Origin of the sequence: Pseudomonas sp. LAP_36 (assembly GCF_019456785.1) — a bacterium.
Lineage (GTDB): Bacteria > Pseudomonadota > Gammaproteobacteria > Pseudomonadales > Pseudomonadaceae > Aquipseudomonas > Aquipseudomonas tritici.
This window is the reverse complement of record NZ_JAHZMS010000001.1, coordinates 947,203-971,514: the sequence shown is the minus strand read 5'-3', so window position 1 is coordinate 971,514 and position 24,312 is coordinate 947,203. Positions and strand designations below refer to the sequence as shown.

General features: G+C 59.8%; 24 protein-coding genes. 12 read left to right on the top strand and 12 right to left on the bottom strand.

Features of this window, described 5'->3' with window-relative positions:
• The first annotated feature begins 2 nt into the window (after nucleotides 1-2).
• Together mupP and JBO08_RS04540 are read left to right on the top strand one after the other, a co-directional pair.
• On the top strand, nucleotides 3-674 hold the full coding sequence (gene mupP / locus JBO08_RS04545; RefSeq protein ID WP_065945689.1) for an N-acetylmuramic acid 6-phosphate phosphatase MupP: 672 nt from the start codon (nucleotides 3-5) through the stop codon (nucleotides 672-674).
• A gap of 202 nt (nucleotides 675-876) precedes the next feature.
• Nucleotides 877-1,617: a YciK family oxidoreductase gene (locus JBO08_RS04540; protein ID WP_065874920.1), complete on the top strand. Its 741-nt coding sequence runs from the start codon at nucleotides 877-879 to the stop codon at nucleotides 1,615-1,617.
• 136 nt (nucleotides 1,618-1,753) lie between these two features.
• Here the strand turns inward: JBO08_RS04540 and JBO08_RS04535 are convergent, their stop codons facing one another.
• From JBO08_RS04535 to JBO08_RS04510, 6 genes are read right to left on the bottom strand one after another with little or no spacing between them, the layout of a single operon-like run.
• The gene (locus tag JBO08_RS04535) at nucleotides 1,754-3,268 is read right to left on the bottom strand and encodes an ABC transporter substrate-binding protein (RefSeq protein ID WP_065874918.1); all 1,515 of its coding nucleotides are present in this window, start codon (nucleotides 3,266-3,268) and stop codon (nucleotides 1,754-1,756) included.
• A 35-nt stretch (nucleotides 3,269-3,303) separates the two neighbouring features.
• Complete coding sequence (locus tag JBO08_RS04530; protein ID WP_220074495.1) at nucleotides 3,304-4,275, bottom strand: ABC transporter ATP-binding protein; 972 nt, start codon at nucleotides 4,273-4,275, stop codon at nucleotides 3,304-3,306.
• Entirely contained in the window at nucleotides 4,272-5,228 is a 957-nt protein-coding gene (locus JBO08_RS04525; protein ID WP_065874916.1) for an ABC transporter ATP-binding protein, read from the bottom strand. The genes JBO08_RS04530 and JBO08_RS04525 overlap by 4 nt, the downstream gene beginning before the upstream one ends.
• Complete coding sequence (locus JBO08_RS04520; RefSeq protein ID WP_065874914.1) at nucleotides 5,225-6,082, bottom strand: ABC transporter permease; 858 nt, start codon at nucleotides 6,080-6,082, stop codon at nucleotides 5,225-5,227. Before JBO08_RS04520 ends, JBO08_RS04525 begins: the two co-directional genes overlap by 4 nt.
• Entirely contained in the window at nucleotides 6,079-7,026 is a 948-nt protein-coding gene (locus tag JBO08_RS04515) for an ABC transporter permease (protein WP_065874912.1), read from the bottom strand. Before JBO08_RS04515 ends, JBO08_RS04520 begins: the two co-directional genes overlap by 4 nt.
• Before the next feature lie 3 nt (nucleotides 7,027-7,029).
• Nucleotides 7,030-7,917, bottom strand: coding sequence for a proline iminopeptidase-family hydrolase (locus tag JBO08_RS04510; RefSeq protein WP_065874910.1), 888 nt, complete (start codon nucleotides 7,915-7,917; stop codon nucleotides 7,030-7,032).
• 184 nt (nucleotides 7,918-8,101) lie between these two features.
• Here JBO08_RS04510 and JBO08_RS04505 point away from each other — a divergent pair, with 184 nt between their 5' ends.
• Both JBO08_RS04505 and JBO08_RS04500 read left to right on the top strand, forming a co-directional pair.
• On the top strand, nucleotides 8,102-8,866 hold the full coding sequence (locus JBO08_RS04505; RefSeq protein ID WP_065874909.1) for a LuxR family transcriptional regulator: 765 nt from the start codon (nucleotides 8,102-8,104) through the stop codon (nucleotides 8,864-8,866).
• A gap of 91 nt (nucleotides 8,867-8,957) precedes the next feature.
• A complete protein-coding gene (locus tag JBO08_RS04500) occupies nucleotides 8,958-9,890 on the top strand; it encodes a proline iminopeptidase-family hydrolase (protein WP_065874907.1) in 933 nt (310 codons plus the stop codon).
• Between the two features lie 95 nt (nucleotides 9,891-9,985).
• Here the strand turns inward: JBO08_RS04500 and JBO08_RS04495 are convergent, their stop codons facing one another.
• A complete protein-coding gene (locus JBO08_RS04495; RefSeq protein WP_065874905.1) occupies nucleotides 9,986-11,488 on the bottom strand; it encodes a nucleobase:cation symporter-2 family protein in 1,503 nt (500 codons plus the stop codon).
• 158 nt (nucleotides 11,489-11,646) lie between these two features.
• Between JBO08_RS04495 and JBO08_RS04490 the strand changes: the two genes are divergently transcribed.
• Nucleotides 11,647-12,480 (top strand): nucleoside-binding protein, encoded by an 834-nt coding sequence (locus tag JBO08_RS04490; RefSeq protein ID WP_065874903.1) that lies wholly within the window; start codon nucleotides 11,647-11,649, stop codon nucleotides 12,478-12,480.
• 42 nt (nucleotides 12,481-12,522) lie between these two features.
• Here the strand turns inward: JBO08_RS04490 and punC are convergent, their stop codons facing one another.
• A complete protein-coding gene (punC, locus tag JBO08_RS04485; protein WP_220074496.1) occupies nucleotides 12,523-13,707 on the bottom strand; it encodes a purine nucleoside transporter PunC in 1,185 nt (394 codons plus the stop codon).
• A gap of 122 nt (nucleotides 13,708-13,829) precedes the next feature.
• Between punC and punR the strand changes: the two genes are divergently transcribed.
• The gene (gene punR, locus JBO08_RS04480; protein ID WP_065874899.1) at nucleotides 13,830-14,753 is read left to right on the top strand and encodes a DNA-binding transcriptional activator PunR; all 924 of its coding nucleotides are present in this window, start codon (nucleotides 13,830-13,832) and stop codon (nucleotides 14,751-14,753) included.
• Here punR and JBO08_RS04475 read toward each other — a convergent pair.
• Entirely contained in the window at nucleotides 14,725-15,903 is a 1,179-nt protein-coding gene (locus tag JBO08_RS04475; protein ID WP_065874898.1) for an aspartate aminotransferase family protein, read from the bottom strand. The two genes, punR and JBO08_RS04475, sit on opposite strands and share 29 nt — an antisense overlap.
• Nucleotides 15,904-16,005: 102 nt before the next feature.
• Between JBO08_RS04475 and JBO08_RS04470 the strand changes: the two genes are divergently transcribed.
• Complete coding sequence (locus JBO08_RS04470; protein ID WP_065874896.1) at nucleotides 16,006-16,911, top strand: LysR family transcriptional regulator; 906 nt, start codon at nucleotides 16,006-16,008, stop codon at nucleotides 16,909-16,911.
• Here JBO08_RS04470 and JBO08_RS04465 read toward each other — a convergent pair.
• Nucleotides 16,908-17,531, bottom strand: a complete 624-nt coding sequence (locus tag JBO08_RS04465; protein ID WP_065874894.1) for an HAD family phosphatase — start codon at nucleotides 17,529-17,531, stop codon at nucleotides 16,908-16,910. The two genes, JBO08_RS04470 and JBO08_RS04465, sit on opposite strands and share 4 nt — an antisense overlap.
• A gap of 297 nt (nucleotides 17,532-17,828) precedes the next feature.
• Here JBO08_RS04465 and JBO08_RS04460 point away from each other — a divergent pair, with 297 nt between their 5' ends.
• On the top strand, nucleotides 17,829-19,064 hold the full coding sequence (locus tag JBO08_RS04460; RefSeq protein ID WP_065874892.1) for an anthrax toxin-like adenylyl cyclase domain-containing protein: 1,236 nt from the start codon (nucleotides 17,829-17,831) through the stop codon (nucleotides 19,062-19,064).
• A 63-nt stretch (nucleotides 19,065-19,127) separates the two neighbouring features.
• Here the strand turns inward: JBO08_RS04460 and fabV are convergent, their stop codons facing one another.
• A complete protein-coding gene (gene fabV, locus JBO08_RS04455) occupies nucleotides 19,128-20,321 on the bottom strand; it encodes an enoyl-ACP reductase FabV (RefSeq protein WP_065874890.1) in 1,194 nt (397 codons plus the stop codon).
• Nucleotides 20,322-20,630: 309 nt separating this feature from the next.
• Here fabV and JBO08_RS04450 point away from each other — a divergent pair, with 309 nt between their 5' ends.
• The 4 genes from JBO08_RS04450 to JBO08_RS04435 all read left to right on the top strand — a co-directional run bounded on the left by JBO08_RS04450 (nucleotide 20,631) and on the right by JBO08_RS04435 (nucleotide 23,802).
• Nucleotides 20,631-21,455, top strand: coding sequence for an aspartyl/asparaginyl beta-hydroxylase domain-containing protein (locus JBO08_RS04450; protein ID WP_065874889.1), 825 nt, complete (start codon nucleotides 20,631-20,633; stop codon nucleotides 21,453-21,455).
• Between the two features lie 150 nt (nucleotides 21,456-21,605).
• A complete protein-coding gene (gene ppnN, locus JBO08_RS04445; protein WP_065874888.1) occupies nucleotides 21,606-22,979 on the top strand; it encodes a nucleotide 5'-monophosphate nucleosidase PpnN in 1,374 nt (457 codons plus the stop codon).
• Between the two features lie 173 nt (nucleotides 22,980-23,152).
• Nucleotides 23,153-23,410: an AbrB/MazE/SpoVT family DNA-binding domain-containing protein gene (locus JBO08_RS04440; protein ID WP_065874887.1), complete on the top strand. Its 258-nt coding sequence runs from the start codon at nucleotides 23,153-23,155 to the stop codon at nucleotides 23,408-23,410.
• Complete coding sequence (locus JBO08_RS04435) at nucleotides 23,407-23,802, top strand: PIN domain-containing protein (protein WP_065874886.1); 396 nt, start codon at nucleotides 23,407-23,409, stop codon at nucleotides 23,800-23,802. The genes JBO08_RS04440 and JBO08_RS04435 overlap by 4 nt, the downstream gene beginning before the upstream one ends.
• Nucleotides 23,803-23,929: 127 nt before the next feature.
• Here the strand turns inward: JBO08_RS04435 and JBO08_RS04430 are convergent, their stop codons facing one another.
• Complete coding sequence (locus JBO08_RS04430) at nucleotides 23,930-24,259, bottom strand: YXWGXW repeat-containing protein (protein ID WP_065874885.1); 330 nt, start codon at nucleotides 24,257-24,259, stop codon at nucleotides 23,930-23,932.
• Nucleotides 24,260-24,312 lie beyond the last annotated feature (53 nt).

Here is a 24,312-nt window from a genome sequence, read left to right as displayed (position 1 = left end):
CTGTGAAGTTGCGAGCGGTTCTCTTCGATATGGACGGTACCTTGCTGGACACCGCGCCGGACTTCATCGCCATCTGCCAGGCCATGCGCGCCGATCGCGGCCTGGCGCCGATCAACGACCAGCACATCCGCGATGAAATCTCCGGCGGTGCGCGGGCGATGGTCGCCGTGACCTTTTCGATGGACCCGGAATCCCCAGGTTTTGAAGCATTGCGCTTGGAGTTCCTGGAGCGCTACGTCAAGGGCTGCGCGGTCCATAGCAAACTGTTCGATGGCATGGCCGAGTTGCTCGAAGACATCGAGAAGGCCCATTTGATCTGGGGCGTGGTCACCAACAAGCCGCTGCGGTTTGCCGAACCGATCATGCAGCAACTGGGCCTGGCCGAGCGTTCGGCGCTGCTGATCTGCCCGGACCATGTGAAACACAGCAAGCCGGACCCGGAGCCAATGATCCTGGCGTGCAAGATGCTCGGCCTGGACCCGGCCAGCGTGTTGTTCGTGGGCGATGACCTGCGCGATATCGAATCCGGCCGTGATGCCGGCACCCGCACGGCGGCGGTCACTTACGGCTACATCCACCCGGACGACAACCCGCGCCATTGGGGCGCCGATGTCGTGGTGGATCACCCACTGGAGCTGCGCAAGGTGCTGGATAACGCGCTGTGCAGTTGCTGATTGTTTGCCGCCCCCGCTGACCAGTGAAGATCCAAATGTGGGAGCGGGCTTGCTCGCGAAGGCGATGTTTCATTCAACACATTTATTGACTGACCCTCCGCCTTCGCGAGCAAGTCGAAGCGTCGAACCGCCGCTCCCACAGGGATCTCCACTGTTCTCAAGCGTGGTGTTTGTAACCTGCTGAATTCTGTCGAGGCTATTTATGTTTGATTACTCCGCACGTCCAGACCTGCTCAAAGGCCGCATCATCCTGGTGACCGGCGCCGGTCGCGGGATTGGCGCGGCAGCGGCAAAAACCTATGCCGCCCATGGCGCCACTGTGCTGTTGCTGGGCAAGACCGAAGCCAATCTGGCCCAGGTGTATGACGAAATCGAAGCCGCAGGCCACCCGCAACCGGTGGTGATTCCGTTCAACCTGGAAACCGCCCTGCCCCATCAATACGATGAGCTGGCCGCGATGATCGAGAAAGAATTCGGCCACCTCGACGGCCTGCTGCACAACGCGTCGATCATCGGCCCACGCACGCCGATCGAGCAGTTGTCCGGTGAGAATTTCATGCGCGTGATGCACGTGAACGTCAACGCGATGTTCATGCTGACCAGCACCCTACTGCCGCTGCTCAAGCTGTCCCAGGATGCGTCGGTGGTGTTCACCTCCAGCAGCGTCGGGCGCAAAGGCCGGGCGTATTGGGGGGCTTACGGTGTGTCGAAGTTTGCCACTGAGGGCCTGATGCAGACCTTGGCCGACGAGCTCGAAGACGTGGCGGCGGTACGCGCTAACAGCATCAACCCGGGCGGTACCCGCACCAGCATGCGGGCCCAGGCGTATCCGGGGGAAAACCCGATGGAACGGCCCGCGCCGGAAGAGATCATGCCGGTGTATTTGTACCTGATGGGGCCGGACAGCACCGGGATCAGTGGGCAGGCGTTTGACGCGCAATAACAGGCATGCAGCAGAACTAAATGTGGGAGCGGGCTTGCTCGCGAAGGCGGTGTGTCAGTCAACAGATTCATTGGCTGATCCACTGCCTTCGCGAGCAAGCCCGCTCCCACATTTGATGTGTGTTGTCTTGGAAATATTAGTTTTTCACCACTTCCTCAAGCGTGAAACGCCCCAACGGGTTTTGCAGGAAGTTGCTCACATTCTTGCGTGAGATGTTGATGTACGGGCTGTAGTACAAGTCGATCCAGTTCACGTCCTGTTTCGCCAGTTTCTGCAATTCCACATACATCTGCTCACGCTTGGCCGGGTCGGCCTCGATCCGCGCGGCTGCCACTAAATCCTTGACCTTGTCATTCTTGTAACGGGTCATGTAGTTCTGGTTGGTGTCGTGCCCCAGTACGAAGGTGGTCTTCTGGTCCGGGTCGAGGATGTCGTTGGTCCAGTACATCACCGAAATGTCGTATTCACCGTCCACCAGCATCTGCCAGCTTTGGGTCGGGTCGACCTTTTGCAGGTTAGCGGTCACGCCGACCTTGGCCAACTGGTCCTTGATGATCACCGCAATCTGCTCGTCGGCTTCGTTGCCGGCGTTGACCACGTAGTTGAGCTTCAAGTCCTTGGCACCTGCAGCCTCCAGCAGTTTCTTGGCGGCCGTCGGGTCATACGGGCGTTGCAGGTTGTTGGCGTAGTGGAACAGCGAACCTTTCGGGATGTAGGAATAGGCCACAGTGCCTTGACCGTAAGTGGCGGTTTTCACCAGCGATTGTTTATCGATGGCCATGTCCAGCGCCTCGCGTACTTCCTGCTTGGCCAGCAGGCCGTGAGCGTGGTTGATCAACAGGTGATCTTCGCGGGTGGACGGGTCGGAGTGGATCACCACGTTCTTGTCTTTCTTCAGCTCTTCAACGCGGGAGAACGGTACGAAGATCGCCGTGTCCAGCTCGTTGTTTTGCACCATGCGCATACGCGTGTTGTCGTCGGTGACGGAGACCCACTCCACGCCATCCAGGCTGACGTTCTTGGCCTGCCAGAAGTTCGGGTTCTTTTTCAGGATGACGCGATCACCCTTGCGCCACTCGTCTACGGTAAACGCGCCGGAGGTCACCGGGTTTTCCGAGTAGGCGTCTTCGCCCATTTTGATCATGGCTTTTTCCGACAGGATCGACACCGTCGGCGACGCCAATTGCGAGAGAAAAGCTACAGCCGGCGTCTTGAGGGTGACCACCAGGGTTTTCGGGTCGGCCGCCTTGGCGGTGTTGATCAAGTTGAACGGATCAGCCCACAGCGAGGCTTTGTTGTCGCGGATACGCAACAGGCTGAACGCCGCATCCTCAGCGGTGATCGGCGAGCCATCCGAGAACTTCGCGTCGCGCAGTTTGAAGGTGTAGGTCAGGCCATCCTTGGAGATGTCCCAGCTTTCTGCCAGCCCCGGCTCCATCTTGGTGCCCAGGTTGTCGACGCGTACCAGGGTGTCGTAGACGTTGGCGAATACCCACGTGTCGCGGTTTTGCGCGCTTTTGATCGGGTCGAACGTGGTGCTGTCCTCACGGCAGCCGATGGTCAGGACGCCGGCGGCATGTGCCAACCCGGCAGTCAGGGACCAAGCGGTCAACGTAGCGGCGGCGAGCAACTTCAAGTGGCGCGTTTGCATATCACAACTCCTTGTTAATGAATGGCAGGTAAGGGTCAAAGCAAAGGTTCTTCAAGCACGCAACTGTATCGATGCTCGTGCAGGAAATGCGTTGGCGGCAACACCTCGGAACACATGGCTCGGGCGTGCCGGCAACGCGGGTGAAAGGCGCAACCGGTAGGCAAATTCAACGGGCTGGGTGGCTCACCCGGCAAGGGCTCCGTAGGCAATGGCCGATGCGGATCAATCTCTGGAATCGCCTGGATCAAGGCCGCCGTGTAAGGGTGCCGTGGCGACGTGAAGACCGCTTCCACCGGCCCTTCCTCGACGATCTTGCCCAGGTACATCACCGCCACGCGGTCGCACAGGCGCCGCACGATGGCCAGGTCATGGGCGATAAACAGGATCGCCAGGTTCATACGCTGCTGCAGTTCCAGCAGCAGGTTGATGATCTGGCCCTGGATCGACACATCCAGCGCCGCCACGCATTCATCGGCGATGATCAGCCGTGGCTCTACCGCCAATGCCCGGGCAATGCCGACGCGCTGGCATTGGCCGCCACTGAGGGAGCCGGGTTTGCGGCTGGCGAGTTCGGGGCGCAGCCCGACCAGGTCGAGCAGCTCGTTGACGCGAGCGGGGATCTGATCCGGCGCCACCTTGCGCTGCACGCGCAACACTTCGGCGATGGTTTCACCGATGGTGTGGCGTGGATTCAGTGCGGCGTATGGGTCCTGGAAGATCATTGCGGTTTCATGGCGCAGGCGGGTGATGTCGATGGTGCTGCCTTGGGCCATGTCGATGCCATCAAACAACACCTGCCCGGCGCTGATCGGGTTGAGGTGCAAAACCGCCCGGCCCAAGGTGCTTTTGCCGCTGCCAGACTCGCCGACCAACCCGAGGGTTTCACCCGCCGCCAGGTCCAGCGACACGCCGTTCACCGCCCTCACCCACTGCTTGTTCAGGCCGAACAAACCCGTGCCGGACGCGGCAAACTTCACCTCAAGGTCCTTGATCTGTAACAGGCTCATGGGGGCGCTCCCAAAGGGTAATGACAGGCGACTCGCGCGCCCTCCGGCAGCAATTCGGTGCACAAGGCGCCGACCTGCGGGCAACGCGGGTTGAACCGGCAGCCGGCGGGCAAGGCGTCCAGCAACGGCGGCTGCCCGGGAATCGTGCGCAGCAAGGCGTGGCCGCTGCTGTGGGCGGGCTGGCAGTCGATCAGGCCAGCGGTGTACGGGTGCTGCGGATGCGCCAACAGCTCGTATTTGCTGCCATGTTCGCACAGGCGCCCGGCGTACAGCACGGCGATGGCGTCGCAGGTTTGCGCAACCACGCCAAGGTCGTGGGTAATCATGATGATCGCCAGACCGCGTTTATCACGCAGCTCCAGCAGCAACCGCAGGATTTGCGCCTGCACCGTCACATCGAGGGCCGTGGTCGGCTCGTCGGCGATCAGCACTTTGGGGTTACAGCCCAGCGCCACCGCGATCATCGCGCGCTGGCGCATGCCGCCGGAAAACTCGTGGGGGTAGTTGTCGACCCGCGCTTGGGGATCGGGGATTCCAACCTGGCGCAACACCTCGATGGCTTGCAGCCGCGCGTCTTTTTTTGACGCACCTTGGTGCAGGCGAATGCCCTCTGCAATCTGCTCGCCGATACGCATCAGCGGGTCGAGGTGGCTGCTTGGGTTCTGGAAGATCATGCCCAGTTGACCGCCGCGCACGGCACGCATGCCAGCGTCATCGAGTTGCAGCAGATCCTGGCCGGCCAACCGAACCGTGCCGCCTTGCACGCGCAGCGCAGGCGACGGCAACAGGCGCATCAGGCCGCGACACGCCATGGTCTTGCCTGAGCCACTCTCCCCGACCAGGCCGAGGATTTCACCTTCAGCCAGGTCGAAGGACACCCGGTCGAGCAGGGTCACATCACGCCCGGTATTGTTGGCAATCACGCTGAGGTCGCGTACTTGCAGCAGGCTCATGAGCGATCCCCCAGCACTTGCGCTACGCCATCAGCCAGCAAGCTGAAGCCCATGGCCAGCGTCACGATGGCCAGCCCCGGAAAGGTGCAGATCCACCAGGCAGTCGTGATAAAGGCTTGCCCCTCGGCCACCATCGTGCCCCATTCGGCGGTCGGCGGTTGCACGCCCAGGCCCAGGTAGCTCACAGCGGCGCCATTGAGCAGCACCAGCACCGCGTCAGACATGGAAAACACAATCGAGCCGAACATCGCATTCGGCAGCAGATGCCGGAACAGAATCCGCCCATGGCCAAAGCCCAGGCTCTTGGCGGCCAGGGCGAAGTCGCTTTCCTTGAGCACCAGGATCTGCGAACGGATCAGCCGCGCGTAAGACACCCAGCCCACCAGCGCCATGGCGATATAGAAACTCTTCAAGCCGGGCCCGAGAATGGCCATGATCGCCAGCATCAGCACCAGGAACGGAAACGCCAGGATCACATCGATCACGCGCATGCAGAAGCTGTCGAAACGCCCACCGATATAGCCTGAAACCGCGCCGACAAAGGTGCCGATCAGGAACGGAAAGATCACCCCGACGATCGCCAGTTGCAAGTCGATGCGAGCGCCCCAGATCACCCTCGACAGAATGTCTCGACCATAGTTGTCCGTGCCGAAGGGATGGGCAAGGCTTGGGCCGAGCAGGCTGAAATCCGTGTGTTGCGCAATCGGGTCATAAGGCGCGATCCACGGCGCAAACAACGCCAGCGCCAACCACAGCAGCAGAATCAGCAGGCCCCACGCAGCGGTCAGCCGGCCGTTGCGAAAACCAAACCGCAGACGCAAACGCCATGGGGCAATCAAGGGGCGAGTGCTCATTGCATCTTCACCCGAGGGTCGAGGGCGACAGTGGCCACGTCAGCCAGGAAGTTGACCACCACGGTCGCGCACGCCAGCACCATGGCCACGCCCTGCACGACCATGTAGTCGCGCGTGAAGATGCCGCGCACCAGCAACTGGCCGATGCCGGGAATGGCGAACAGGCTTTCGATCACCACCGTGCCGCTGATCAACCAGCCGATATTCACCGCCAGCAGGTTAACGGCCGGTACCAGGGAATTGGGCAGCACATGGCGGCGAAACACCGCGGCTTCCGACACCCCGCGCGCCCGGGCGGCGGTAACGTGGTCGGCTTGCAACTCCATCAACATGCTCGCCCGCAGGTTGCGCACCAGCACCGCCGACAGGGCCAGGGCGATCGTCAGGCACGGCAGAACCATGTGGTGCGCCTTGTCCAGCCAGGTCCGCCCGTAACCCGACACCGGAAACAGCCCCCACTGCACACTCAGCAACAAGATCAACATCAAGCCCAGCCAGAACGCCGGCATGCCCAGGCCAACCGTAGTGAACACGCGAATCAGGTTATCCGCCCAGCCACCTTTGTTACGCGCGGCCACGGTGGCCAGCGGCACCGCGATCAGCAGCGCCAGCACCACGCTGCCGAGCACCAGCACCAGCGTCGGCTCGATGCGCGTGACGATCAGCTTGAGCGCGTCGACCTTGTACAGCAGCGATTGGCCGAGGTCGCCCTTGAGCAGGTTTTTCAGGAAGTAGAAATATTGCAGCCACAAAGGCTGATCGAGGCCGAACTGGGCGCGGATTTTCAGCAACGCGTCGGGCGTGCTGCGCGAACCCAGCAGCGCGCGCGCCGGGTCGCCGGGGATCGAGCGCACCAGCACAAAGGTGATCAGGCTGATGCCAAACAGCACCGGCAGCAATTGCAGCGGCCGGGACAGCACAAAACGATAACGCGCCAGGTTCATCCGTCAGCCTCGGTGACGTGCGAGAAAGTCCAGCAACACCGGGAAATACGCCTGGGGTTCCTCATAAAAGGGCATATGGCTGCTGTTGGGAAATACGTGCAATTCGGCGTGTTTGGCCGCCATCTTCATGCGCAGGGCGCAGGCCGGGGTGAGTTCGTCGTGCTGGCCGGTGGTGATCAGCATGGGCATCTTGAACGCGGCCATCTCAGGGATGCGGTTCCAGTCCTTGAGGTTGCCGATGTAGAGGAATTCGTTGGGGCCCTGCATGGTTTCGTAGGGGCCCATGTTCCAGTCGTCGAGGGATCGCTTGACCGGCGCGGGCCATTCGTCGAGACGGCACACGTGGCGATAGTTGAGCAAGGTGATCGCGGCCTGGTACTGCGGGTGGTCGAGGGTGCCCATGGCTTCATGGCGTTGCATCATGGCCACGGTTTCGCTGCCAAGGGCGCCGCGCAGGCGTTCCAGCTCTTGGGACAGGTGTGGAATGTCACCCACGGTGTTTTCGAGGATCAGGCTTTTCAGCACATCGGGGTAATGGATGGCGTATTCGATACCGAGCCAGCCGCCCCAGGAATGCCCGAGCAAATGCACGCGACCCAGGCCCAGTGCCTGGCGCACGGTTTCGACTTCTTCGACATAACGGCCGATTTCCCACAGCGAAACGTCGGTCGGTCTGGCTGATGCGCCCGTGCCAAGCTGGTCGAATGCAACCACTCGCAGGTTATGGTCTTTGAGCCAGCCATGGGCGTCGCGCAAGTAGTCACACGGCAGGCCGGGCCCGCCGTTGAGGCACAACAGCACCTCATCGCCTTCGCCGAAGCTGTAGACCACGAGGTCATGGCCGTCGACTTGCACGTTGTACTGCTGGTCGGGGGCAATTTCACGCCACATGCATACATTCCTTGTGTTGTGTCGGCCTGGCAGGTAGCGGCCGTTTATCAGGCCAACACTACCGAGGATGCCGCGCGTCCATAACCTAGCATTTCTTATAGGTTTGGGCCTGGCAGTCCTTCGCCGGGGCGTGGCATTCTACTTGCAGCAAGTCGAGATTCAAATGAATTCGGGAGCAGAACGGATGCTGGCCAAGCTGACTGCCTTAAATCACCGTCTGATGCCGGGCAGGAGCCTGGATGAGCAGATGGACAACACATTCATCCTCGCCCAGCAGTTGGGTTTCGATGCACTGGTGTATGACTACACCCCGGTGCCAATCGACCAGGATGGTGCATTGATCACCCCCTCGGTGCTCGAACTGCGCAATACCCCGCCGGGCTGGCATAGCTTGTGGTGCAGCGAAGGGTTCTACCAGATCGACCCGGTGCAACACCTGGCCCTGAGTACGGTGTCGCCGTTTGTTTGGTCCTACGACATCAAGGCCGATACCCCCCTGCAAAAGATCATCGATCCCTGCCACGCCCCCGTTTCATCCTATCTGCACGACCAACAACTGACCTGCGGCGTCAGCGTGCCCATTCACCTGCCCCGTGGCGGCTTCGCCTCGCTGACCGGCCTGCGTACCGGTAAAGCCGGCAACGTCCTGCAGGACGCGCAGCAGACCTTGTCGGATTTCAGCCTGATTTCCCACGCCCTGCAGGAAGCGGCCTACCCGATGTTCAGTAAAGAGCTGCGCACTTACCCGCATATCCACCTGACCAAACGTGAACGCGAGTGCCTCAAATGGGCCGCCGACGGCCTGACCGCCGCTGAAATCGCCACGCAATTGAGCCGTTCACTGGCGGTGGTCACCCTGCATCTGGCCTCGGCAATGCACAAGTTGGGGGCCAAGAATCGCGTACAGGCGGTGGTGCGCGCCACCCATTACCGCCTGCTGGAAGACTGACCCCTCGGCAAAACCTAGCTGTTTTGCTAGTTACTTAAACTGCTTCCACGCTCTATCGTGTCCCTGATCATTTTTTCAGAGCAGGTACGAAATGGAATTCATCGAAAAAATCCGCGAAGGGTATGCGGCGTTTGGCAACTACCAAACATGGTTCCGCGTCACCGGTGACCTCTCCAGCGGCCGCACGCCCCTGGTGGTTATCCACGGCGGCCCCGGATGCACCCATGATTATGTTGATGCGTTCAAGGACGTCGCCGCCAGCGGCCACGCCGTGATCCATTACGACCAACTGGGCAACGGCCGCTCCACCCACCTGCCCGAAAAAGATCCGTCTTTCTGGACCGTGGGCCTGTTCCTGGAAGAACTGAACAACCTGCTGGATCATCTGCAAATCAGCGATAACTACGCGATCCTCGGCCAGTCCTGGGGTGGCATGCTCGGCAGTGAACACGCGATGTTGCAGCCCAAAGGCTTGCGTGCGTTCATCCCGGCCAACTCGCCGACCTGCATGCGCACCTGGGTCAGCGAAGCCAACCGCCTGCGCAAATTGTTGCCCGAAGGCGTGCATGAAACCCTGCTCAAGCATGAGGCCGCCGGTACCTACCAGGACCCGGAATACCTCGCTGCCTCGCGGGTGTTCTATGACCATCACGTGTGCCGGGTCAACCCGTGGCCGGAAGAAGTGGCGCGCACGTTCGCCCAGGTCGACGCAGACCCGACGGTGTACCACGCGATGAGCGGACCGACCGAGTTCCACGTGATCGGCAGCTTGAAGGACTGGAAATCCATTGGCCGCCTGTCGGCGATCAATGTACCCACGCTGGTAATTTCCGGTCGGCATGACGAGGCCACGCCGTTGGTGGTCAAACCGTTCCTGGATGAGATTGCCGACGTGCGCTGGGCGCTGTTTGAAGACTCCAGCCACATGCCCCATGTGGAAGAACGCCAGGCGTGTATGGGGACCGTGGTGAAGTTTTTGGATGAGGTGTGTTCAGCGCAGTACAAAGAACTCAAAGCTGGCTAAATCAATGTGGGAGCTGGCTTGCCTGCGATGACGGCGGTGAATTCACCCTTGCTATCGCAGGCAAGCCAGCTCCCACACTGCCCCCCTGTTCGGCGTCAGACCTCGGTGGTTTCTGTCTTCGGCGCTTTCCTCGCCACATCCGCCACCAACGGAATCTCCTTGCCCTCGGCATCAAACAATTTGCCGCCCCTGAAATAGTCCCCATCACGCAGTGATGACACATCTCGGGCGCTCAAACTGCGGTCTGTGCCTGCCACAAACACCGACTGCTGGTCCGAGTTACCAGCGGTGAAGTGGTTGAACGCCAGGTTCAGCAGGATCGCCATGATCGCCGACGAGCTGATGCCCGAGTGAAAGATGGTCGCGAACCAGCTGGGGAATTGATCGTAAAAACTTGGCGCTGCGATGGGGATCATGCCAAAACCGATGGAGGTGGCAACAATGATCAGGTTCATGTTGTTGCGGTAGTCCACCTTGGACAAGGTGCGGATACCACTCGCCGCCACGGTACCGAACAACACAATCCCCGCCCCGCCCAGTACGGATGTCGGCACCGCCGCAATCACCCGCCCCATGAACGGCAACAAGCCGAGAATCACCAGAAACAGCCCGCCCGTGGCCACCACAAACCGGCTCTTCACCCCGGTAACCGCGACCAGGCCGACGTTCTGGGCGAAGGCGCTCTGGGTGAACGAACCAAAGATCGGCGCGAACATACTCGACAACATATCGGCGCGCAGGCCGTTGCCCAGGCGTTTGGAATCAACCTTGGTGTCAATGATCTCACCCACCGCCAGGATGTCCGCCGAGGTCTCGACCAAGGTCACCATCACCACGATGCACATGGAGATGATCGCGGCCACATGGAAGGTTGGCATGCCGAAATGGAATGGCGCAGGGAAACCGAACATCGGCCCCTGGGTTACGCCAGAGAAGTCAGCCATGCCGAGGAACACCGCGATCACCGTGCCGATCACCATTGCCAGCAGGATCGACAAGCGTGAAATGGTTGCGCTGCCGATTTTGCTCAGCAGCAACACCAGCACCAGGGTCAATGCCGCCAGGCCGATATTGGGCATGCTGCCGAAATCCGCAGCGCGACTGTTGCCGCCCATGGCCCAGCGCGCCGCGACCGGCATCAGGGTCAGGCCGATGGTGGTGATCACAATGCCTGTGACCAACGGCGGGAAAAACTTGGTAATCCGCGAGAACACCGGGGTTATCAGCAACCCGATAAGCGACGCGGCCATCACCGCCCCGAGAATTGCCGGTATCCCGCCGGCGCCATCACTGCCGACAATCGCCACCATGGTCGCCACGCCAGCAAACGACACGCCCTGCACCAGCGGCAACTGACACCCAAAGAACGGCAGGCCCAGGGTCTGCAACAGCGTGGCCAGGCCACCGGCAAACAACGATGCGGCAATCAACAAGCCGATATCCGCCGGCGACAACCCGGCTGCCTGGCCGACGATCAACGGTACCGCGACGATGCCGCCGTACATGGTGAGTACATGTTGCAGGCCGTAAGCCATGTTGGCGGCGACGCCGAGATTCTCATCTTCTGGCCGCTGCGGTGACGCCTTCGGGTTAGTCATGGTGAGGGGTTCTCTGTTTTTGTTGTGCGGCCACTGTATGCAATGTACGGGCTGGATGTCCATAGAGTTGTATACAATCATTCAGACAAGTTACCCTCCCTCGGCGTTACAAAAACAATTCGGCCGTGATGAGCCAGAACGCCAAAGGACCCAGAACAATGAAAAAGGCATTACAGGGCGCCACCGTTGCACTCACCCTTCTCGGCGGCGGGGAGGCCGTCGCGGTGGAATGGATGAACAACAGCGTAGGCTTTCGCTACGGCCAGCAGTTCACCAATCCGAATAACCCCGACAAATTCAGCAAGCGCATCTACAGCTTCACCCACGCCAGCGGCTACCGATACGGCAGCAACTTCCTCAACCTTGATGTGTTCCTGTCCGACAGCCGCGACCCGCGCAAGGGCACTGATCATGGGGGCAGTGAGGTGTACGCGGTGTACCGCCACCAGGTGTATGCATCGCGGGTATTCGATGTGCCGCTGGGTACCGGCCTGGTCAAGGATTACGCGCTGACGTTGGGCTTCGATGCCAACCGCAACAACAACTTCGCTTCAGCAAAAAAACGCGCGCTGGTGATCGGCCCGACCTTGAAGTTCAACACCGTCGGTGTGCTGGACCTGAGCCTGATGCACTACAAGGAGAGGAACCACACCGGCATCCCGGGTGCGCAGGAGTCGAACCACACCTTCGACGCTACCTACATGCTCAACCTGACCTGGATGCGACCGTTCGAGATCGCCAACCACGCGGCGAAATTCCAGGGCTTTATCAATTATGTCGGGGAAAAAGGTGAGGATTACCACGGCCGCGACACCGCGCCGGAAGCCCTGATGCGCACGGCGCTGATGGTGGCGGTGCGGCCAGGCAAGAACGTGAAGCCAAACCTGTATCTCGGGGTGGGCTACGAGTACTGGCATAACAAGTTCGGCGTGGACGGTGGCCGGGGTAGCCGCACATCGACGCCGACGGTGAACCTTGAAGTCACCTTCTAACCCCTGAAGGAATCCGATCAAGTGTGGGATCCGATTGTCACTTCAGGCTTGTGCCAGTGCCGAATTACCCTTCTTGGGCCGCGCCAACCAGTACCCCAACACCGCCAGCGGCGCGGTTGCCAGCATCACGATGGCGGTAATCAGGAGCGGCTGGTCGATCATCGATGACACGAGCAAGCTGCCGAGAAAGCACAGACCCAGTTGCAGGGTGTTTTGCAGTGCCGCCGCTTTGCCGGAATTTTCCGCAAATGGCATCAGCGCATTCGCCACCACGATGGGGTAACTGGCACCATTGACCAGGGCCATCAAGCAGAACGGAATCAGCAAGGTGGTCAGCGTCGGCACGGTCAAAGTGGCCACTAGGTACAGCGCCACCATGCTGATGCAATACGCCAGCAGCAACCATGGCAATAGCGTCTTGCCTTGGAAATGCTGCAGCGCGCTGCGGCAACTGTAGCCACCCACCAGAAACGCTAATGTGGGCAGCAGATAGCTCAGGCCGATGTCATTCGGGCTGTAACCCATGTCGCCAAGGATGAAGGGCGAAGCCGTCAGCCAGGCGAAGAAGCTGGCCGAGCACGCGGCGAAAATCATGACGTTGCCGGTGAACACGCGAGAAGCCAGCAACTGCCCATAGCCGAGGCGCGAAGGCTCGCTCTTCTCTGCCTGACGTTTCGGAGGGGTGCGCAGGAACAAGGTCGGCAACAGCAACAACAGCGACACCCCCAGCAATACGCCGAAGATCGCCTGCCAGCCAAAGTGATTCAGAACCATCGCGCCCAACAACGGCGCCAACGCCGGTGACAGCGACATCAGCGGCATGATGCTGGCGAACACGCGGTGAGCCTTGTCGGCCGGGTAGCGGTCAATCACCAGGGCCTGCCAACTCACAGCGGCGGAACACACGCCAATCGCCTGCATAAAGCGCAGCGCCAGCAGTTGCGGCGCCGTCTCGACCCAGAACATGCCCGCGCAGCCCAGCACAAACAGGCTCAGGCCTGCGAGCAGGATCGGCTTGCGCCCCAACCGGTCCGACAGCGGCCCCCAAAGCAACTGCCCCACCGCAAAGCCGGCGAGGAAAATACTCAAGCTGGCGCCCACTGCACCGGCGCCAATCTGCAACTGCTCGCCCATCGCGCCGAACGCCGGCAAATACATGTCCATGGCGAGGTAACCGAGCATGCTCAGCCCCGCCAGATACCAAGTGAAACCAAAAGAATTTTTCATCGAAGCCTTGTTAACCCTGCCATCAAACTATTTGCTGACTGGCACCCATTATGAAGCTGACAATTTCTGTGTGAAGCGATAATAATTGGATACTCTTATCAATAAATTTGAAGGCACCCGCTATGTGGTCCGAATACTCCCTGGATGTTGTGGATGCCGTGGCGCGCCATGGCAGCTTCAGCGCCGCCGCCCAGGAGTTGCACCGGGTGCCGTCGGCCATCAGCTATACCGTGCGTCAGCTCGAGGAGTGGCTGGCGGTGCCATTGTTCGTGCGACGCCATCGGGATGTAGAACTGACACCTGCCGGCCGTTTATTTATAGACGAGGCCCGGAGCGTGATGAAAAAAATGCTCGGCACGCGGCGGCTGTGCCAGCAGGTCGCCAACGGCTGGAGCGGCCAGTTGAAGGTGGCGGTGGATTCCATCGTCAAACCCCAGCGTTGCCGACAGTTGGTATTGGATTTCTATCGGCAGTTTCCCGAGGTGGAATTGCTGCTGGAATACGAGGTGTACAACGGTGTGTGGGATGCCCTGGCGGATGAGCGCACTGACATCGTGATCGGTGCCACCAGTGCAGTGCCAGTGGCCAGTCACTTCACTTTCCGCGACATGGGCCTGTTGAACTGGCTGTGCGTGGTCAGCGCACGGCATCCGTTGGCGAGCGTCGAAGGGCTGCTGAGTGACGACCAACTGCGCCCCTTCGCCTCGCTGTGCATGACCGACACCTCACGCAACCTGCCCAAGCGCGACACGTGGACCCTGGATAACCAGCGGCGTTTGGTGGTGCCGAACTGGGCCTCGGCGATCGATTGCCTGCGCGATGGCCTGTGCGTTGGCATGGCGCCGGCGCATCAGGTGCTGCCGTGGATCGAACGGGGCGAGTTGGTGGCGCTGCAATTGAGCCGGCCGTTTCCGGCCAGCCCGTCGTGTGTGGCCTGGGCGCAGAGCAAACTGTCCCCGGCCATGGCGTGGTTGTTGGAGTACCTGGGAGATACTGAAACCCTGAATCAGGAATGGCTCAATGGGCCTGATCCAGTAACCGGGTAATGGCGCGCACGATCATCTCGACTTCCTTGGCATCCAGTGTCAGCGGCGGCAGCAGGCGAATGACCTTGCCCCGCGTCACGTTGATCAGCAGGCCGTGTTCCTGGGCCGCACGCAGGGCCAAGTCGCGGTAAGGACTGGCCAGCTCTATACCGATCATCAAACCCAGCCCGCGAATCGCCAGCACGTGCGAGTGTTCACTCAACTCCACCCGCAACCGCGCGAGCAAACGCTCACCCTGCTGCGCCGCGTTCTGCAGCAAGCCTTGCTCCTCGATAATGTCCAGCACCGTGCAACCCACCCGACACGCCAATGGGTTGCCGCCGAAGGTGCTGCCATGACTGCCCGGTGTAAACAATTGCGCCACGGCGGACCGTGCCAGGCAGGCGCCGATGGGTACGCCATTGCCGAGGCCTTTGGCCAGGGTCATCACGTCCGGGAAAATGCCTTCATGCTGGAAAGCAAACCAGGCGCCGGTGCGGCCGATGCCTGTCTGGATCTCATCCAGCATCATCAGCCAGCCGTGGCGTGTGCAGTGATCGCGCAGGGCTTTCAGGTAGCCAGGCGGCGGCGGCAGTACGCCACTTTCGCCCTGGATCGGCTCCAGCAGGACCGCCGCGATGCGCGTGCCAAACGCTTTTGTGACCGCTTCGATCGCGGCGATATCACCAAAGCCCACCTTGAGAAAGTCCCCCGGCAAACGCTGGAAGCCCAAGCGCACCGATGGCCCATCGCTGGCGGCCATCGTGCCCAGCGTGCGGCCATGAAAGGCATTTTCCATCACCACCACCAACGGCGCTTCGATGCCTTTTTTCCAGCCATGCAGCCGTGCGAGTTTCAGCGCTGTTTCGTTGGCCTCGGCCCCGGAATTGTTGAAAAAGGCACGGTCTAGGCCAGACAGCTGGGTGAGGCGCTGGGCCAGCTTCTGTTGCCAGTCAATGCTGTAGAGGTTGGAGGTATGCAACAGCAAACCCGCTTGTTCACTGATCGCCGTCACCAGCCTGGGGTGCGAGTGGCCGACATTGGTCACCGCCACGCCGGCCACCGCATCGAGGTATTCGCGGCCCTGCTGGTCCCACACGCGTGTGCCCAGGCCACGGGTAAAACTCAAGGCCAAGGGTTGGTAAGTGGTCATCAGGCAGGCGGCGGTCATGGTGCGGGCTCCAGTGCTTCGTTGTGATGGCTGCAGTATCGTTAGCCACCCGAGCTGGATAAACTGTGCATTCCTGCAATGACTTTAAATCAAGGCTTGATAATGGATCTGTTCCAGGCGATGTCGGTGTACGTAAAAGTGGTCGAGACCGGCAGCATGACCGCAGCGGCCCAAGCCTGCGGCATGTCGACCACCATGGTCGGCAACCACCTGCGGGCCCTGGAACAGCGCCTGGGCGTCAGCCTGCTCAAGCGCACCACGCGCAAACAAAGCCTTACGGAATTTGGCGGGCAATATTATCAGCGGTGCCTGGAAGTGTTGGGGCTGGTGGCCGACTCCGAGCAGCTCGCCGAGCAAGCCAACAGCGACATCCCCAAAGGCACCCTGCGCATCACCGCCCCACCCGTGTTCGGCACCGAACAACTTACACCGGCCTTGAGCGAATTTTCCCGACGCTACCCGCTGATCAACCTGTACGTGGTGCTGAGCAATGAGCGGATGGACCTGGTCGACAGCGGCTTCGATGTCGCGATCCGACTTGGCGAACTGGAAACCTCCAGCCTGATCGCCAGGCCAATGCAGGCCTACACCCTCACGCTCTGCGCGTCACCGGCCTACCTGGCGCGACGTGGCACGCCACAGACGCCCGATGACCTGCGCCAGCACGACTGCCTGGCGTTCGCCTACCCGGCAAGTGACAATTGGCGCGACACCGACAAACTGTGGCGCATGACCGGCGATGGCGTCGAGGTGGAGGTTCCGGTGTCCGGTTCATTGACCATCAACAGCTCGCAAGGCTTGCGCCAGGCAGCGGTCAACGGCATGGGCATCATCATGCTGGCCGATGCGCTGGTGCAGCCGGATCTGCAGAGTGGCAAGCTGGTGGCCTTGTTAACCACTTATCGATTGCCCAGCCGCCCCATGCACCTGCTCTACGGCCAGGACCGTTATCGCTTGCCCAAGCTACGCGCCTTCGTCGATTTCGCTATGGAAAAGTGGGCACGCTAGAAGCCCACGCCCAACTCACGCAATCGCGCGGCAGTGCGCTCAGCCGACACGTGGTGGATACCTTGCCAACCGAGGGCGACGGCCGCGTCGATATTGCCGGCGACATCATCGATAAACACCACTTCAGCCGGCTGGACATCCGGCAGGTGGGCCCGTACCTGGCTGAGGCTAGCATGGTAGATCGCTGCATCAGGCTTGATCATCTTCAGTTCGCCGGACACCACAATGTCGCGAAAACACTGCAGGAACGGATAATTGGCCCGTGCATAGGGGAACGTTTCGGCGGACCAATTGGTGAGCCCGAACAGCGGCATATCAACATGGTGCAACGCCTTGAGGATCGCCACGCCTTCCGGTAGCGGGCCGCGCAGCATCTCGTGCCAACGGTCGTAATAGGCTTGGATCAAACGCTCATGATGCGGGTACTGCTCGATCAGGCTGCGGGTGCCTTCAGCCAGGGTGCGACCGGCATCTTGCTCGGTGTTCCAGGCCTGGGTGCAAACGTGCTCGAGAAACCATTGCCGTTCGTGATCGTCGGTAATCAACTTGCGGTACAGGTGCTGCGGGCTCCAATCGAACAGGACACCGCCGAAATCAAAAACCACTGCGCGAATTGTCATACGCCCCTCCCCTGAGTGTGATGCGCCAGTCTCGCATGCCAGCGAAAGCACGCCGCACGTAAACAGGCGTAGGACCGCTCTGATAATTTCATGGGTCGCGCACTGCAAAAAGAGCGCCGCCTCCGTGTATCCCCGCCTTGCGCGCTCTTTTTCCGACGGTGCTTAAAACAGCTCGCAATACTTGTTCTTGCCCACAAAAAAGAAGACTTCTTTAGTGTGCCCTGTGCAATGGAAGGAATGCTTTGGTCTGGAAGGGATCATCCAACGTGCCTATGAAACATGGCTTGGAGATATTCAATGAAAGACGTAATTACCCCTGCTATCTCACCTTCCGCACTCAGCCTGGATACCTTGCAACACGCTCAACCCAGCCAGCCGACTGACGCCGCTCAAGAGACAACGAATTCGATAGACGTCGCATTTGCGCGCGCACGCGAAAAAACCGGAATAGTGTCGAGCCACCTCATTCCCTTGCATGAAATTGCGCTGGCGACCAACTCCATCATTGGCGTACGTCCCGTGGAAACCGTCGCAACCGGGCTGATAGAAGCCGGTCATCCCACCAAGGACTTTCATATCAAGGGTAAAAGCGCCAATTGGGGACCACAAGCCGGCTTGATCTGCACGGACCAGGCCTTCAGCAAGCTCGAAAAATTCAAAAGCGATGCACCCGGCAAAGTCAGCCGCGCCAATGAGCAAATCCAGGAATGCATCAGCGACGGGCATGCCGTCGCAATTCCCTTGAAGCTCTCGGGCAGCCGTCTTGGCGAATTGATGAAACTCGGCCAGATCACTCAACTGGCTTCGAACGAGCAGGAAGGCACGCTGCGTTTCAGCGCGAAGGGGCCAAGTCAGCAGCTGTATGCATTCGAAGGCCAGCGAACGTCACCTTTGGAAGACGACTACCTCATTACCCATGAGGGCAAGCCCGTTGAAGTGCTCGCGAAAAAGGCCGATGGCAAGGCACTGACGGCCGACTATGACCTGCACATGGTGGCGCCGCACCTCAGTGACTTCGGCCCCCAGGATGTACTCCCGGTGCCCGATATTGCGCACAGTGTGTTCAAGGGACGAATTGATCGCTACAGGCAGCATCATCCAGACGCCAAGGCGTTTCAGGTGCCGCAAGCGTTACGCGCAGACTATGAAAGCGCCGCGCATTTCTATCATAAGGAAGATCCCGATCTGGGCAACGCCACGCCGCGAATAAGGCAAATGATAGAACTGATCAATCACAGGTTGGTCGGCAACGGAGAGCGGGTGGTCCACCATAATGCGGATTCGGGCAGCCCGGCAGCGGAAGTCGCCGCTAACTACCCGGCTACGTTTTTCCTGCCGACCAAGCTCGGGCGCTTCGATGAAATCAGCATCATCAACGACGGCAAGGAAATGGCGGAACTGATAAAGACGGCCAAGGACAGTGGCTATCACGTGCCACTGAATCCGCTTTGGGAGAGAGAAGTGGTCGGCATCAAGCGCTCTGGTTTCATCCATGCCCAAGAGCGGCTGGCCTCAGCCTTTCGCCAAGGCTGATGCTCTGTGCGCTTCAAACAGCAGCCTCATAACAGGGTTATCGAGGCTGCTGTCTAAGCCGTCTTATGCCGAGATGAGACCGTTGATCTTCACGGTCGGATTGACGTCAGCGTCGTAATCCACGCCGTCGATTTCAAAGCCGAACAAGCGCAGGAATTCAGCCTTGTAGCCGGCAAAATCGCTGATCTCGTTGACGTTGTCGTCGGTGACCTGGTTCCACAGTGCAGCAACGGCGTCCTGGACTTTAGGTTCCAGCTCGGCAAGATCGGCACGCAGGCGGCCGTCGGCGTCGAGTTTCGGCTGGCTGCCGTACAGGCTGTCCTTGAACAGACCGTAGACTTGTTCGATACAACCTTCGTGGGTGCCCTGCTCTTTCATCACTTTGAACAGCAACGACAGGTACAGCGGCATGATCGGGATGGCCGAACTGGCCTGGGTCACCACAGCCTTGAGCACCGACACACGGGCGTCGCCCTTGAGTGCCGCAAGGTTGTCGCGCAGGGTCAGGACTTTTTTATCCAAGTCTTTCTTGGCTTCGCCGATGGAGCCGTTCCAGTAGATATCCTGGGTCAGCTTCTCGCCGAGGTAGGTGAACGCGGTGGTCTTGGCGCCTTCGGCCAGGACGTCGGCGTCACGCAGGGCGTCGATCCACAGCTGCCAGTCTTCGCCACCCATCACTTTGACGGTGCCGTCGATTTCTTCCTGGGTCGCAGGCTCCAGGGTGGTGTCGACCACAACGCCCTTGTCGGTGTTGATACCGCGCAGGGTCACGGCTTTGCCAATCGGCTTGAGGGTGGAGGTGTGCACCACGCCTTGCGGGTCGGTACGGCGTGGCGCGGCCAGGCTGTAGACGACCAGGTCGATCTTACCGAGGTCTTTCTTGATGGTTTCGATGGTCAGGCGCTTGATCTCGTTGGAGAACGCGTCGCCGTTGATGCTCTTGGCGTACAGACCTTTTTCGACAGCAAACTTCTCAAACGCGGCACTGTTGTACCAGCCAGCGGAGCTCAGCTTGCCTTCTTCGCCTTCTTTTTCAAAAAACACGCCCAGGGTGTCGGCGCCACAGCCAAACGCAGCACTGATACGCGCTGCCAGGCCATAGCCGGTGGATGCGCCGAGAACCAGCACCTTCTTCGGGCCGCCTTCGATGGCGCCGTGCTCAGTGACGTAGTCAATCTGTTCCTTGACGTTCGCTTCACAGCCAACAGGGTGAGCGGTCACACAGATAAAGCCACGAACCCGCGGTTTGATGATCATAAAATTTCTGCCTCTTCCAAGGTGCCGAAGGCCAGTGGTGGCCATTCAACTTCAATCGTACCGGTCTATGACGTCCAAAAAACCGAAGCGTCACGATAGTCGCAAATCTTCCGTTTACAAAATCCAATCCACACAGCCCAGCCAGGGTTAAAACCTGTGTAAAGCCTTCACAATTTCGCACTATTTAAAACGCCTAACAGACGCTGAACGCCTTATCATGACGAAGTTGTTTCAATATATTTCAAAACCTCACCACTCGCGGCCACGGATCCGGACCTGTCGAATGGCGTCCTGCTGGAGCTGAGTTAGATGAACAAGCCTGCTTTGCGTAAAAAGGCAGTATCGGTCGCCTGGGTATTCGGCGTGCTGCTGATTATTGATATTTTCCCCGAGACCACCCTGGTATTTCTCGGCCTAGTCGTGATCTGCGGCTTTTACGATTTCCTGCGTAATGGCTTGTATGACGCGCCGACCTTCAAAAAATACTTTATTGGCAGCGGTCGAAACACCTGGCTGCTGGCGCCGTTCAACACCCTGTTCGACCTGTTGAGCTCGGGTAACCGACACGTCTACAGGATGGACGACCTGCCCCCGGCCTGGCGTGAAGACCTGCAACAGGTCATCAACGAAGCCATGGCCCATAAGGACGAAATCATCGGCTACCTGGACGAACGCATGGCCGAGAAGAAGCGCGGCATGTTGTTTTTCCAGTGGTACGGCCGGCCGATCGAGACCGCGCTGGACATTCCGAAACTGCGCGAAAAATTGCCGTTCGTGAAGACCATCGGCGTGTCGGTGTTCAATGAAAACCGCTCGACCTCGTTTCACTTCGGCCCCTTGCGCATGATGTTCCGCGTGCTCTACAACATGGCGCCGGCAGCGCATCACGAGGGCGTATACATCCAAGTGGGCAAGCAAAAGCATTACTGGCACGACGACCCGCTGTTTATCTTCGATGACACGTTGATGCATGCGTCTTTCAACAAAAACGATGCAAAGCGTTACTGCCTGTTTATCGATATCGTGCGGCCGACCCCGCTGCCCTTGGTTCTCAACGCCGCAATCGCTGGGTTTGCCGGGATGGTCTTTACCCTGCGTCGGGTTTTCTACAAAAACTGGAAGCTGATTCAGTAAGTTCTGCGGCATTATGGTGCTGGACGGTGTTTGCGCTCGGCCTCGCGCCTGAGGTAAACATCCGTCTCGTGCGTCCGAATTCGGCGCCCACCATTCTCAAGCCATCGCGGCCCTGTGCGGGTGCGGTGGCTGTGCTTTCAAGGATTAAGAATGCCCCAACGTCAAGTCATCAATGCTTCCGTCAGCCCCAAGGGCAGCCTCGAAACCCTGTCCCAACGTGAAGTGCAGCAACTGAGCGAAGCCGGTTCCGGTAGCATCTACACCCTGTTCCGCCAGTGCGCCCTGGCCATCCTCAACACTGGCGCGCACATCGACAACGCCAAGACCATTCTCGACGCCTACAAGGATTTTGAAGTCCGTATCCACCAGCAAGACCGCGGTGTGCGCCTTGAACTGCTGAATGCCCCTGCCGACGCATTCGTCGATGGCGAAATGATCGCCAGCACCCGCGAAATGCTGTTCAGCGCCCTGCGTGACATCGTCTATACCGAGAATGAACTGGACAGCCAGCGCATCGACCTGAGCAATTCCCAGGGCATCACCGATTACGTGTTCCACCTGCTGCGCAACGCCCGTACGTTGCGCCCGGGTGTCGAGCCGAAGATTGTCGTGTGCTGGGGCGGGCACTCGATCAATACCGAAGAATACAAATACACCAAGAAGGTCGGCCACGAACTGGGCCTGCGCAGTCTCGACGTGTGCACCGGCTGCGGCCCTGGCGTGATGAAAGGCCCGATGAAAGGCGCGACCATTGCCCACGCCAAGCAACGCATCACCGTCGGGCGCTATCTAGGGCTGACCGAGCCGGGCATCATCGCCGCTGAAGCGCCGAACCCGATCGTCAACGAGCTGGTGATCCTGCCGGATATCGAAAAGCGCCTGGAAGCCTTCGTCCGTGTAGGCCACGGCATCATCATCTTCCCGGGCGGCGCCGGCACGGCTGAAGAGTTCCTGTACCTGCTGGGCATCCTGATGCACCCGGACAACCGCGACCTGCCGTTCCCGGTCATCCTCACCGGGCCAAAACACGCGGCCCCGTACCTGCAACAACTGCATGCATTTGTCGGCGCCACCCTCGGCGAGGCGGCCCAGGCGCACTACCAGATCATCATCGACGACCCGGCCGAAGTGGCCCGCCAGATGACCATTGGCCTCAAGGCGGTGAAGCAGTTCCGTCGCGAACGCAACGACGCCTTCCACTTCAACTGGCTGCTGAAAATCGATGAGGGCTTCCAGCGCCCGTTCGACCCGACCCACGAAAATATGGCCAGCCTGCAACTAAGCCACGCGCTGCCACCCCACGAACTCGCCGCCAATTTGCGCCGTGCATTCTCGGGGATTGTGGCGGGTAACGTGAAAGACAAGGGCATCCGCCTGATCGAGCAGAACGGCCCTTACGAAATCCATGGCGACCCGGCCATCATGAAACCGCTGGACGAACTGTTGAAGGCGTTCGTGGCCCAGCACCGCATGAAGCTTCCAGGCGGTGCGGCGTATGTGCCGTGCTATCGCGTGGTGCAATAAACCGTCGGTTTCAGTCATACGTTGTAGCGCTTTAACGCCGTTTTAAAGCGTGCAGGTGGCGTGAGTCGGACTAAGGTTTTTACTTGTCCCGACTCACACACACCAGAGAGCAACCTATGGACCAACGGATCTTGTCCTCCATCATTCCTTACCCTAAGGTAAGGAGTATCACGATGGAGATCTTCAATATGGCTACCGCCACGCTTACGTCGAAAGGGCAAATCACCATTCCCGTTCAGGTCAGAACCGCCTTGGGCCTGGAAACAGGAGACCGCGTTGAATTCGTTGAAATGGAGGACGGTAAATTTTCCATCATGGCAGCGAGTAAAACCGTACATGACCTCAAAGGCCTGATCCGAAAACCCGCCAACGCCGTCTCCCTGGATGAAATGAACCGCGCCATCGCGGCACAAGGAGCGAAAGCTGGATGATCGGGCTGGATACCAATGTGCTGGTTCGCTATGTCACCCAGGATGATCCCGTCCAATCGTCCAAGGCCTCCGAATTGATCGAATCACTCACCAGCGTTTCACCGGGTTTTGTCAGCCTGGTGTCCGTGGTGGAACTGGTGTGGGTTTTACAAAGTTGTTACCAGTCGGCCAAGAGTGAGGTGGTAACCGTTCTGGAAACGCTGTTGCGCACCCGTGAATTGACCATTGAGCACGCCGAGATCATTTGGCAGGCCCTGCGACGCTTCACGGCGAGCAAGGCCGATTTTGCGGACTGCCTGATAGAACGCTGTGCCCATGCCGCTGGCTGCGAATATACCGCCACCTTTGACCTGAATGCTGCGAAGGCGGCAGGCATGAAGCGACTGACCTGAGGCTTGCCGTTGCAGCGCCACTCAGGTCAAAGCGGATGCTGTAAAGCGCTGGGCACCGATCAACTGGGCTCGGCGCCGTTGCGCGAGGTTCGGCTGCCTGGCACCAGGAAGCCGACCCAGCCAAGGCTCAGCGAACCCAGCCACCGCCCTGCCAGTGATACCCATCATTACGTTGCACCCAGTGTGGATGCACATAACGGTAACCCTCGCGCACCGGCTCCCAATGACCATGGACCGCGACATAGCGCCCACCGTCCCAGCGCCAGTAACCACGTGACCATACATAGCCGTAGCGCACGGGCGGTTCGACTTCGATCACCTGCACCGGCGGCGGTTGCGGCGCAACGACTTCCACATACTCACGTTGAACCGGCCTGCGCTCATGCACGACGCGCTCTTGTACACATCCGGATGCGGCGACGACCACGGCCGCCAATGCTGCATAACGTAGCAACATACAAACCCCTCGGACGCTGACGCCCAAACACCTGCAAAATTGAAAATGCCCCC